This is a genomic window from Rhodococcus sp. EPR-147 (assembly GCF_001647185.1).
GTDB lineage: Bacteria > Actinomycetota > Actinomycetes > Mycobacteriales > Mycobacteriaceae > Rhodococcoides.
The window spans coordinates 1-11,693 of the sequence record NZ_LVCU01000244.1; the positions used below are offsets into that span (position 1 = coordinate 1).

Here is an 11,693-nt window from a genome sequence, read left to right on the forward strand (position 1 = left end):
GTCCGGACTGCGAAGACTGCACGCTGCTCTGATCGCCGACCGCCTCGAGGCCCGTCGCGTTCCGGTGGACGAGCGAACACTGTGACCGCGCCGGACGGCGCAGTGCTCGCAGCGTCGGCGGCGCTCGATTCGGTGGAGTCCGTGGCCGCTCTGTTTCAGCCCGTCGTCGAACTGGCCACCGGGACAGTTGTCGGATACGAGGCTCTGGCCAGGTGGCCGTCTCCGAGCCTGGCCGTGCCCGAGGACGTGTTCGCGCTGGCGCGAGAGCGCGGACTGGTGGGTCGCGTAGACGTAGCGTGCCGCGCCGCCGCGCTGCGGGCGGCGCGTGAATGCGCCTACTCGCGTCGGGTGCGATTCTTTCTCAACATCGAGCCGGGCTGTTTCGCCGACGTACGCGACGTCGAGATCCACCTCGACGCGATCGGTGACGACCTCGACGTCGTCCTCGAGATCACCGAGCGAGACCTCGATCACAACGTGCCGTTGCTGATGGCTCTGGTCCGAGGAGCCCGCGCTCGCGGCATCTCGTTGGCCATGGACGACGTCGGTGCCACGCCTGCAACGTTGGCACTGTTGGCCTCGGTCGCGCCGGACATCGTCAAACTCGACGCGTCGATCGTCCGGTCCCCGTACCGCGCACGCGCCGCGATACGGCAGGTGCGGGCCTACGTCGGTTCGAGCGACGCCGTTCTGCTGGCCGAAGGAATCGAAACCCGCAGGCATCTGCGTCGCGCCAGGTCTCTGGGAGCAACCCTCGGTCAGGGCTGGATGTTCGGACGTCCCATGCCGCTGCCGAATCCGCCGATCTGACGAGGGACCGGGAACCACGAAACCCCGCACCCTCGACGGCCGAGGCCTGGGTGCGGGGTTTCGTTGCGACCGATCGAGACGATCAGTTCTTGAACTTGTCCTTGATGTTGCCTGCGGCGTCCGAGACGTCGTCGCCGACCTGCTTGGTCTTGCCCGACGCCTGATCCTTTGCGCCTTCGGCAGCAAGATCGTCGTTGTCGGTCTTGTGGCCGATCTTTTCCTTGGCTTCGCCCACGAGCTCTTCTGCCTTGTGCTTTGCCTTGTCGATGAAATCAGCCATGGTGAACTCCTCGAAATCGATTGTCTATCCGTTCACGAGTAGCTATACCCGTGATCGACGTCGGTAACCATGCACTGCACCTGCGGGTTCTGCCGGCCCGATTCGGGTAATCGAGGCCCATGGACCCAGATACCGATATGCATTCCGCCCCCGATATGCCCTCACCCGAACACCGGCGCCCGAGCGGAGTGGACGATGCGACCGTGGCCGCAGTGGGGAAGATGTCCGAGGCGCTCGAGTGTGTGGAGCGGGCCAGGGGACACCTGTACTCGTTCCACCAACTGATGGGGCATTCGGACCTGCTGTTGGGGGAGGCCGTCGAGGCACTCGCCGAGGCAGATCACGACGCGATCGCGCAGCGAATCGACACGGACATGATCGGCAGAAACATCGCACCGGGTCGTTGGACGTTCCAGCTCGTCGAAGAGTTCGACGACGGATATTGGGGCCCGTTGCGCGAACACGAGCGGGCCGTCCGAGACGAATTGCTCGACGGACGTCGCCACGTGTTCGAGGCCGAGATGAAGGAGAAGCGTCGAACCCACGGCCGCAGCGGGCACGAGGCGAGACCGTCCGACTGACGCAGGTCCACGAAAAAAAAGCACCGACCCCGCCGGTTGACGGCGGGGTCGGTGCGTGAGGCGTGAGTGTTTAACCTGCTTGATTCGCCGCGTCGACCTCGCTGGTCGCGTTGGCGGTGGAGAGCTGACCACCGGAGTTCTCCAGGTGTGCCCGCACGAACCAGTGGAAGAGTTCGAGCTGCGCGCTCTGGCCGATGAGCATGTCCTCGGTCACCGGGTCGATCTCGCCGACCTCTTCGATGTTCTTGCGAGTGGTCTCGATGACTCCGGTGTAGACCAGGTCGAGTGCACCGAGGTGCTCGATGGCCGTTGCGCGACCGATCGAGTAGTCGTCCCAGCTGCGCTCGGAGACGATGGTGCCCGGGGTGCCCTTGGCCGAGGAACCGAGGGTCGCGATGCGCTCGGCGACGTCGTCCGCGAATCCGCGAACTGCTTCGACCTGCGGGTCGAGCATCTCGTGTACCGAGATGAAGTTGGGGCCGACGACATTCCAGTGAATGTGCTTGAGGGTCAAGTGGAGATCGTTGTAGGCGTTCAGCCGATCCTGAAGGATCGCGGCGACGCGCGCGCCCACTTCCGAGGTGAGTCCGGGAACGGTGTACGAGTTCTTTTCAGCCATGTGCAGTGATTGCCCCATCCCCCTGGAACACAAACATGCCCCGCCGAATCGAATCGGCGGGGCATGTGTGGTGAAGAGTCAGGGCTTGTCGAGTCGCGGTGAATCCGTGCTCGACGTGCCGGTCGGCGAGGTGCCGGCCGAGGAGGTTCCGTCCGTCGGATCGACGATCGGGCTGTCGGCAGCGACCTTGTCGATGGCGTCTGCGTCGTCCTCCTTCGGGGGATTCTTCAGGCTCAGAATGATCGAGCCTGCCAGTACCACGACGATGACCACCAGGCTGACCAGCGAGGGAATCTCGGGGATCGAGTTGCTGATCACCTTGTGTCCGGCCTGCAGGATCAGCTTGACGCCGATGAAGGCGAGGATGATCGCCAGTCCCTTGGACAGGTAGTGGAACTTCTCGAGCAACCCTGCGAGCAGGAAGTACAGGGCGCGTAGGCCGAGGATGGCGAACGCGTTCGAGGAGTACACGATGAACGGGTCGTCGGTCACCGCCAGGACGGCGGGAACACTGTCCACTGCGAACACCAGGTCGGCGGCCTCGATGGCCACCACGACGGCGAGAAGTGGCGTGGCCACTCGCTTGCCTGCTTCCTTGACGAAGAACTTGGTGCCTTCGTATTCGTCGCGGACAGGAATGATCTTGCGAAGCAAACGAACTGCGATCGAGGTACTCGGGTCGTACGAGTCGTCCTCGTCCTTCATCAGCTTGTATGCGCTGTAGAGCAGGATGGCCGCGAAAACGAACAGAACGGCAGCGAACTTGCTGACGATGGCCACACCGGCGGCCAGGAAGATCGCGCGGAAGACGAGGGCACCGATCACACCGAAGAACAGCACGCGGTGCTGGTACTCACGGGGAACCTTGAAGTAGCCGAAGATCAGCGCGAAAACGAAGAGGTTGTCGACGGACAGACTCTTCTCCAACAACCAGGCCGTCGTGTATTCGACGCCGGCCGTGGTGCCCAAGGTGAAGAACACCACGATGCCGAAGATGATGGCCACGCCGACCCACAGTGCGCTCCACCATGCGGCTTCCTTGAAACCGATGATGTGGGCACCGCGGTGTGCCAACAGGTCGATGGCCAACAGGATCAGGACGACGGCACCGAATGCCGCCCATGCCCACCAGGGGACGACGTTCATGAACGGCCACCTCTATTCGTGAATTTGCTGCCGAGTTGCTTCAACTTCGCCTGATTCTCGGGCTTGGTTGCGTACCGACGTGCTTGGTCGATCATTTTCTTGCCCTGTGGGCTGCGAGCGAACGATGTCAACTTCTGTGTCAACGACGCCATCTTCACACGCTCCTTTTCGTTCTCGTCTGTCTTCGGCTTGCCGTATTTCCGGCCGTACGTTCGGGCCTGGGCGGAAATTACTGCCTCTTTCCGCGACTACTCCAGTGTGACTGTTCGCTTTCCTGCAGGCATGGTCGTTTTGCGGACACGTTTCGACCGATTTCGTTGCCGGGTTACGGCAAGTTCAGCGGCCCCGCTGAGTCATGACGACGAGCCGACTTCGGGCCAGTCGAGCAACTTCGCTCCGAGCACCGCCGTGTGCAGCGCGAATGCCTCGACGGGGTTGCCCACATTCTGCCCGGTCAAATCCTTTATTCGCGACAACCTGTAGGTCACCGCCCGCACCGACAGATGCATGCGGCGTGCGGTGGATGCAGTGTTCGCACCGGTGTCGAAGTACACCTGCAGCGTCTCCAGCAGTGGACCCGCGCCGCCTCGCGCGCTCAGCAGCGGTGTCAGCAACGTGTCGACCAGATCGGCGATCGCCGCACGATCGCTGATCAGGACGCGGTAGACGAGCAGATCACGGGCATCGGCACCCGATGCATCGAATCCGAGGGAGGCGGCGAGATCGAGTGCGTCGAGGGCTTCCCGGTACGACGCCGCGACACCGACCGCCCCGCTGCGTGGGCGGCCGACCCCGATCTGCGTCCGGCCGTATTCCCCTTTGCGACGGAGATCGACCGATTCGCTCGACGTCGAAGTGGACGTACCGAGGGCCCGTCCCACTCGGTCGAGGACGTGGTCGACGGCGACGAGGTCGGGTGCCGGGAACACCAGGATCAACCTGTCCTGCTTGGTGGCCACGAGCAACTCGGCGTCGCCCTTGCTGCCCTGCACACTGCGCTCGACGAGGGTGATGGCAGAGCTGGCGTCGGTGAAGGGCTTGGTCGACGTCACCACGGCCACCACATGAGGACTCGACAGATCGAGGCCGAACGTCTGCGCCCGCCCGAGCACCCCGGCGACATCGGAGGTGCCCGAGAGCAGATCGTCGACGAATTCGCGTCGGGCGAGCACCTCGGCTCGCACGAGAGTGCGCCGGGCGAGCTGGAATCCCTCGGCCAGTTCGGCCACCGCGTCGTCGACCGCGCGCAGCATCACCTCGCCTGCCGTGACGACCCCGGCCGGGTCCTCCGCGGCGGCGACGACAGCGGGTAGTTCGCGCCACAGTCGCCACGCCGAGCTCAGATACAGATCGAGCAATGCCCGCAGTGCGACGCCCGCGCGGGCGGCAGCATCACCCTGCGCTCGGAACTCGTGCAGCTGCGGGCGGCTCAGTGGGACGCCGGCATCGACGGCGTCGGCGAGGACTTCGAGGAAGCTGCCCAGCAGAGCGACGTCGAGTCCGCCTGCGTCCGAGGCCGACTGCGCAGCGACGGAATCGAGCGGTAGCGCATCGCGCTGTGTGGCCATGTGTGTCTTGCTCCTCGTCGACTCCCATCATCGTAAGTCGCCGAAACCGATCGGTTACACGGGTGTGGAAGCATCGTCGCGCGCGACTCGGCGTTCGACGAAGGTAGGTAGATGACACGATTCGGCTCGGTGACCGTCGTCGCGATCGCGTGCGTGCTGTCGGTCAGCGCGTGCACTGCACCGTCGCAATCGGGAGCGGCATCGGCCGACGCGCTGGTGTTGGCCGACGGTTACGAACTCGGTGGTTTCAACCCGGTCGCCGGGTACGGTGCCGCGGGCGAAGCGAAGATGTACGACGGGCTGGTGCGCATCGGCGGCGGCGACGGTCTGCCACCGCTCGAACCCGGACTCGCAGTCGAGGTTCCCACGGCGAACGACGACGCGACGGTGTGGACGGCGACGCTTCGCCAGGGAGTGGTCTTCTCCGACGGGTCCGCGTTCGATGCAGCCGACGTCGTCGCCACCTACGAGGCGATTCTGGATCCGGCATCGGCGTCCGAGGCGAGATCGTCCTTCGACATGATCGACGAGGTCGTCGCGATCGACGATTCGACCGTCGAATTTCGACTCGCCTATTCGTACGCGCCGTTTCCGACGAAGCTGCTCATCGGAATCGTCCCGTCGGAAGCCGTTGCGGAACCCGGGCTCGCTGCCGAATCCCCACTCAACCGCGCACCTGTGGGAACCGGCCCCTACGTTCTGGTGGATCTGTCGCCGGATCGAGCCGAATTCGAGGCCAACGACAACTATTGGGGCGGTGCGCCCGAGGTGAAGAAGCTCACCCTGCTGTACGTCCCGGACGACAACACCAGAGCCCAGCGGATGGCGTCGGGCGAAATCGACGGGACGAACCTACCGCCGCTTCTCGCGCAGAGTCTGGACGGACGCGAGGGAATGTCGTTGTCGGCCAATGTCTCCGCGGACTGGCGGGGTGTGTCGTTGCCGACGAATTCACCGGTCACCGGAAACCGGGACATGCGGCTCGCCCTCAATCTCGCCGTGAATCGACAGGCGATGACGGACGGGGTGCTCGGCGGATACGGCCGACCGGCGGCCACACCCGTTCCGCCGGTGTTCGGCGACTCCTACGAACCGACTGCGGTATTCGAGTACGACCCGGCCGCGGCCCGCCAGATCCTGTCCGACGGCGGCTGGATTCCCGGTCCCGATGGCATTCGCACGCGTGACGGACAGCGCGCAGAGATCACCGTGATGTACAACTCGACCGATACCGTGCGTCGAGATCTGGCGCAGGCCTTCGCGTCCGACGCGGTCGCGGTGGGGGTCGAGGTCACCCTCGAAGCACTGTCGTGGGACCGGATAGACCCCAGGATCGGCGTGGACTCCACGATGCTCGGTGGCGGAGAAGAGCCGTTCGATGCCGATACGCAGGCATACCGCACACTCGACTCGTCGTTCGTCGCGCCGGGCGTCGGAAGTGTCTACGACAACGCGGCCGACTACTCGAACCCGACGGTCGACGCCGCCCTCGACACCGGCAGGCGCAGCCTCGACCCTGCGGTACGCGCGGAGGCGTACCGGGAGATGCAGCGCGCCTACGTGGCCGATCCGGGATACGTCTTCCTGGTCTTTCTCGATCACACGTACGTATCGAAGGATTCGGACTGGACGATGTCCGGCCCGGTACTCGAGCCGCACTCTCACGGCGTCACGTGGGGTCCGTGGTGGTCGTTGCAGACGTGGACTCGCGCGTCGTGACCGTCGATCGACGGCACGCCACGACTTCGCGCGGCATCGGAGCGATGGTGCGCCGTCGACTGATGCTGCTGGTTCCGGTGTGCGGTGTCGTCTCGCTGGGGCTCTTCGCCGCCGCAGCGGTGTCCCCGTTCGACCCGCTCGTCGGGTACCTCGGAAACCGATACACGACGACGACGGAGGCGGACAAGGCATCGATGACGGTCGCCCTCGGCCTCGATCGGCCGTGGTTCGTCGCCTACTGGCAGTGGTTGCAGGGCGTCGTGACAGGCGATCTGGGTCAGTCGCGATCCTACGGACAGCCGGTGAGTCAGGTTCTGGCCGAGCGTATTCCGTGGACGATGTTGTTGGCGGGAGTCGCGCTGTCGGCCGCGATTGCGATTGCGTTCACGGTCGGCATCGCTTCCGGCATTCGTGCCGGCGGCCGGTTGGACCGCTTCGTCGCCGCCGCGTGCGTCACCGTTCAGGGAGTGCCGCCGTTCGTGCTCTCGCTCGCCGCGATCGCGGTGTTCGCGCTCGGTCTCGGATGGTTGCCCGTGGCCGGACTTTCCGACGGCGGCAGCGATCCCACCCTCGGTGGAGTACTCCGCCATCTGCTGCTGCCCGCGTCGGTTCTGGCTCTGTCTCAGGTTCCGTGGCTGCTGTTGTCGGTTCGCGAGTCCATCGCGTCCGCGCGTGGCGAGGACTTCGTGGCAGGTGCGGTGGCTCGCGGCATTCCCACCGCCCAGATCACTCGCCGCCACATCGTGCCCGCCGCATTGGCCCCCTTCGTCAACGTCGTCGGAGTTCGACTGCCCGAGTTGGTCGTCGGGGCAGTACTGGTGGAAGAGATATTCGGGTGGCCTGGCGTCGCAGGAGCTGTCGTGCAGTCGGCACGCGATCTCGACATGCCGTTGCTGGCCGTGCTGACTCTCGGAACCACTGTCGCGGTCATGCTCGGCTCTCTGCTCGCCGACGTACTGGTCGTGCGACTCGATCCGAGGGTGCCTGCGGATGGATAGGCGAACGGCGATCGCGGGCGTGGCCCTCGCCGCTCTGACCGTGTACGCGGTAGCGGTCCCCATGCTCGCGGGGGTGGACGATCGCGTCGTCGACTTCTCGTCGGCGAGGCTGGGGCCCTCGGCGCAGCATCCGTTCGGCACCGACTCGGCCGGCCGAGATCTGTTCGTGCGCAGCGCATCGGCCGTCGGCACCTCGTTGCTCATCGCGGTGGCCTGCGCGGCACTGGCGACGATCCTCGGCTGCGTCGTCGGCCTGGCCGCTGGGGTGTGGGGTGGGCGGGTCGATCGCATCGTCATGCGCAGCACCGACGCCGTCAACGCGCTGCCCCACCTGTTGCTCGGCATCGTGATCGTGGCGATGTTCCGCGGTAGCGTCGTCGCCATCGTGGCGTCGATCGCATTGACACACTGGACCCAGGTGGCTCGCATCGTGCGCTCGGAGATCCTTCGGTTGCGCGAGCGAGAGTTCGTCGATGCGGCAATTCTGGCCGGGGCCAGTCGTTTTCACGTGGCAACTCGACACTTCGTTCCTGCCGTTCTACCCCAGGCCATGATCGCCGTCGTGCTGTTGCTCCCACACGCGGTGTGGCACGAATCGACGCTGTCCTTCCTGGGGTTCGGGCTGCCTCCGCACGAGCCGAGCCTGGGTACCCTGCTCGAGGAAGCCCGCAGTTCTCTGCTGCTGGGGAGTTGGTGGACCTTGGTGTTCCCCGCCGCGATACTGCTGGTCGCCACGCTGTCCGTGGCCGTACTGGGTTCGGCACTGCGGGCGCGGGTGACGCTTGCGCGTCCGTCGGAGCTTCGCCTGTGACCCGGGGTCTGTCCGTCCGAAACCTGACCGTTCGCATTCCGATCGGTCGACGGTGGGTGCATGCCGCCTCCGATGTCGACCTCGAGGTTCCGGCCGGAACCGTGACCGCTCTGGTCGGCGAGTCGGGCTGCGGCAAGTCGATTCTCGCGGCGACGGTGATGGCGATGTTGCCGGTCGGGGCGACCGTGAGCGGATCGGTCGTGGTCACCACCGCAGAGCGAGAATTCGACGTGACGAGTGCAGCAGGGTTTCGGGGCAGGGACGTCGCGCTCGTTCCGCAGTCTGCGGCAACACATCTCACGCCGACCCGAACCGTCCGATCACAACTGGACGAGACGATAGCCGCGCACGGAGGGCCGTCGACGTCCGATCTGCTCGCCGAGCGGGTGGGGCTTGCCCCGGCACACCTCGATCTCCATCCACATCAGCTCTCGGGTGGAATGGCTCAGCGGGTCGCTCTGGCCGGAGCGCTGGCCGCGGACCCCACGGTGATCGTCGCCGACGAGCCCACCTCCAACCTCGATCGCGCGGCCGTCGACCACGTGCTCGGGCTTCTGCGGGCATGCTCGGACGACGGCGCAGCGGTACTGCTGATCACCCACGACCTGTCGTCGTTGATCAGGACGGAGGTCGCCGATCGCATCGCCGTCATGTACGCCTCGCGTCTCATGGAAACGGGACCTGCCGCGTCGGTGCTCGAGAATCCCCTGCACGACTACACCCGGGACCTACTGGACGCGCTGCCCTCTCGCGGGATGACTCCGCTCCCGGGATCGCCGCCCGAGTTGACGGACCTTCCCGACGACTGCGTCTATCACCTCCGCCGGCCATTGTCTCCACACTCCGGTGGACCCACGGACATGGTGACGGTGGGCGCGCGGTCGTACCGAACGAGAGTGCACCGATGAGCTTGGACGCGGTGGCCGTGAGCGCCGGCTACCCGGGTGGCCCCGATGTGTTGACGCAGGTCAGCGTTTCGGTCGAACCGGGAACGATCACGGGGCTGACCGGCCCGTCCGGTAGCGGAAAGACAACCCTCGCGAGAGTGCTTGCGTTGCTGCAGAAACCCCGAACCGGATCGGTGCTGCTCGACGGGACCACCGTGCGAGGCGTCGGGTATTCGGTACCTGCGACGTCACGTGCACAGATCGCGCTGCTGTTCCAGTCTCCACGGCAGGCGACCGATCCACGGATGACCCTGCGCTCGATCATCGAGCAACCAGGGGTCATCGCCGGGCGCTCGGTCGATGTCGCCGATCTGGCAGAGCAGGTGGGTCTGACCGCGGACCTGCTGTCCCGTCGACCACACCAGGTCAGCGACGGGCAATTGCAGCGCGCCTGTGTCGCACGGGCGTTGGCGCAACGGCCGCGCTATCTGATCTGCGACGAGATGACGTCGATGCTCGACGCGGCGACGACGGCGTCGATCGCCAGATCGGTCGAACGCCAGGCCGTCGACGGCGGACTCGGTGTGCTCGTGATCAGCCACGACGCGGATCTGTTGGACACACTGTGCTCGTCCGTGCACCACCTGAGCTGAGAACGACATCGAGAACTCGCGGAGGCGAGCGAGCCGGTTCGGTGTGCGAATCACTCGATCGGGGAGCAGAATCAGCCGAACCGATTGATTCGAGAGTTTCTCTCCACGTTGGGAGTCGCCCACATGACCTCGTCGAACAGACCTGCATCGAGTCTGCGATCGCAACTGCTTCGCAAGAAGCCGATCGTGGATCCGGACCAGCAGAGCAGTGGCGGGTTGGAACGCACCATCGGCACGTTTCAGCTGACGATGTTCGGCGTCGGTGCCACCATCGGTACCGGCATCTTCTTCGTCCTGTCGCTCGCGGTTCCCGAAGCCGGTCCTGCAGTGGTGCTCTCGTTCCTGGCCGCGGGTATCGCGGCAGGCCTCGCAGCCATCTGTTACGCCGAAATGGCATCGGCGGTACCGGTTTCGGGCTCGACCTACTCCTACGCGTACGTGACGATGGGCGAGGTGGTCGCGATGGGCGTCGCCGCCTGCCTGTTGCTCGAGTACGGAGTGTCCAGCGCTGCCGTCGCCGTCGGGTGGAGCGGGTACCTCAACGAGTTGTTGAACAATCTCTTCGGCTTCACCATCCCGCACGCGCTGTCCGCTGCGCCGGGCGACGCCGATCCCGGCATCATGAATCTGCCTGCGGTCGTGCTGATCGTGCTGTGCGCCGTTCTGCTCATTCGCGGTGCGAGCGAGTCGGCGGCCGTCAACGCAGTCATGGTCGTCATCAAACTCGGCGTGCTGGCTCTGTTCGCGATCGTAGGATTCACCGCCTTCGACTCCGGAAACTTCTCCGACTTCATGCCCCTGGGCGCAGCTGGTGTGACCGCGGCCGCAGGCACGATCTTCTTCTCGTTCATCGGACTCGACGCGGTGTCCACCGCGGGCGACGAGGTGAAGGATCCGCAGAAGACCATGCCGCGGGCCATCATTGCGGCGCTGATCGTCGTCATCGTCTTCTATCTCGTCGTCGCCGTGGCCGCCCTTGGCACTCAGCCCTGGACCGACTTCGCCGGCCAAGAGGAAGCCGGGCTGGCGGAGATCCTGCGTAACGTCACCGGGCAAGCCTGGCCGGCAACGATTCTGGCTGCAGGTGCGGTGATCTCCATCTTCTCGGTGACACTGGTGACGATGTACGGGCAGACTCGCATCCTGTTCGCCATGGGCCGAGACGGCATGTTGCCCAAAGCTTTCGCCAAGGTCAGTCCCCGTACGCACACCCCGGTCAACAACACGATCGTCGTCGCCGTCGTGATCTCGATCCTCGCCGCGTTCATTCCGCTCGACAAGCTGGCGGACCTGGTGTCGATCGGCACCCTCGTCGCATTCATCGTCGTGTCCATCGGAGTGATCGTGCTGCGCCGCTCGATGCCCGATCTCGAGCGGCCGTTCAAGGTTCCGGGATACCCGGTGACTCCGGTGCTGTCGGTCCTCGCGTGCCTGTACATCCTGTCCGGGCTGCACTGGACCACGTGGTTCTGGTTCGGGCTCTGGCTCGCGGTCGTGTTGGCGTTCTACTACTTCTGGGGTCGGCACCATTCGGCATTGCGTGGTGCAGGGCAGGACGCGCGATGAGCGTGCTGATCGCGTTCGCACCGGGGAAGGGAAGCGTCGGTGCCCTCGATCTCGG

General features: G+C 65.3%; 12 protein-coding genes. 8 read left to right on the forward strand and 4 right to left on the reverse strand.

The genetic code is table 11. The annotated features are described in order from the left end of the window. Positions 1-81: 81 nt before the first annotated feature. Entirely contained in the window at positions 82-810 is a 729-nt protein-coding gene (locus tag A2J02_RS11865) for an EAL domain-containing protein (protein ID WP_068050350.1), read from the forward strand. Positions 811-892: 82 nt separating this feature from the next. On the opposite strand, the gene A2J02_RS11870 is transcribed toward A2J02_RS11865, so the two are convergent. After that, entirely contained in the window at positions 893-1,090 is a 198-nt protein-coding gene (locus A2J02_RS11870; RefSeq protein WP_068050352.1) for a CsbD family protein, read from the reverse strand. Between the two features lie 137 nt (positions 1,091-1,227). Here A2J02_RS11870 and A2J02_RS11875 point away from each other — a divergent pair, with 137 nt between their 5' ends. After that, positions 1,228-1,671 carry a hypothetical protein gene (locus A2J02_RS11875; protein WP_068050354.1) on the forward strand — a complete coding sequence of 148 codons (444 nt, stop codon included), beginning with the start codon at positions 1,228-1,230 and terminating at the stop codon, positions 1,669-1,671. Positions 1,672-1,741: 70 nt separating this feature from the next. On the opposite strand, the gene A2J02_RS11880 is transcribed toward A2J02_RS11875, so the two are convergent. From A2J02_RS11880 to A2J02_RS11890, 3 genes are all read right to left on the reverse strand, one after another. Then, positions 1,742-2,290: a Dps family protein gene (locus tag A2J02_RS11880; RefSeq protein ID WP_068050372.1), complete on the reverse strand. Its 549-nt coding sequence runs from the start codon at positions 2,288-2,290 to the stop codon at positions 1,742-1,744. 78 nt (positions 2,291-2,368) lie between these two features. Continuing rightward, a complete protein-coding gene (locus tag A2J02_RS11885; RefSeq protein WP_068050356.1) occupies positions 2,369-3,436 on the reverse strand; it encodes a TerC family protein in 1,068 nt (355 codons plus the stop codon). 353 nt (positions 3,437-3,789) lie between these two features. Further along, positions 3,790-5,004 (reverse strand): PucR family transcriptional regulator, encoded by a 1,215-nt coding sequence (locus A2J02_RS11890; RefSeq protein ID WP_068050358.1) that lies wholly within the window; start codon positions 5,002-5,004, stop codon positions 3,790-3,792. Between the two features lie 111 nt (positions 5,005-5,115). Here A2J02_RS11890 and A2J02_RS11895 point away from each other — a divergent pair, with 111 nt between their 5' ends. From A2J02_RS11895 to A2J02_RS11920, 6 genes are all read left to right on the forward strand, one after another. After that, a complete protein-coding gene (locus tag A2J02_RS11895) occupies positions 5,116-6,723 on the forward strand; it encodes an ABC transporter substrate-binding protein (protein WP_068050360.1) in 1,608 nt (535 codons plus the stop codon). A gap of 44 nt (positions 6,724-6,767) precedes the next feature. Beyond that, positions 6,768-7,721, forward strand: coding sequence for an ABC transporter permease (locus A2J02_RS11900; protein ID WP_197478006.1), 954 nt, complete (start codon positions 6,768-6,770; stop codon positions 7,719-7,721). Beyond that, positions 7,714-8,532: an ABC transporter permease gene (locus A2J02_RS11905; protein ID WP_068050364.1), complete on the forward strand. Its 819-nt coding sequence runs from the start codon at positions 7,714-7,716 to the stop codon at positions 8,530-8,532. Before A2J02_RS11900 ends, A2J02_RS11905 begins: the two co-directional genes overlap by 8 nt. After that, the gene (locus tag A2J02_RS11910) at positions 8,529-9,440 is read left to right on the forward strand and encodes an ABC transporter ATP-binding protein (RefSeq protein WP_068050366.1); all 912 of its coding nucleotides are present in this window, start codon (positions 8,529-8,531) and stop codon (positions 9,438-9,440) included. Before A2J02_RS11905 ends, A2J02_RS11910 begins: the two co-directional genes overlap by 4 nt. After that, positions 9,437-10,072 carry an ABC transporter ATP-binding protein gene (locus tag A2J02_RS11915; RefSeq protein WP_068050368.1) on the forward strand — a complete coding sequence of 212 codons (636 nt, stop codon included), beginning with the start codon at positions 9,437-9,439 and terminating at the stop codon, positions 10,070-10,072. The genes A2J02_RS11910 and A2J02_RS11915 overlap by 4 nt, the downstream gene beginning before the upstream one ends. A 123-nt stretch (positions 10,073-10,195) precedes the next feature. Continuing rightward, positions 10,196-11,638 (forward strand): amino acid permease, encoded by a 1,443-nt coding sequence (locus A2J02_RS11920; RefSeq protein ID WP_068050370.1) that lies wholly within the window; start codon positions 10,196-10,198, stop codon positions 11,636-11,638. Positions 11,639-11,693: the final 55 nt, after the last annotated feature.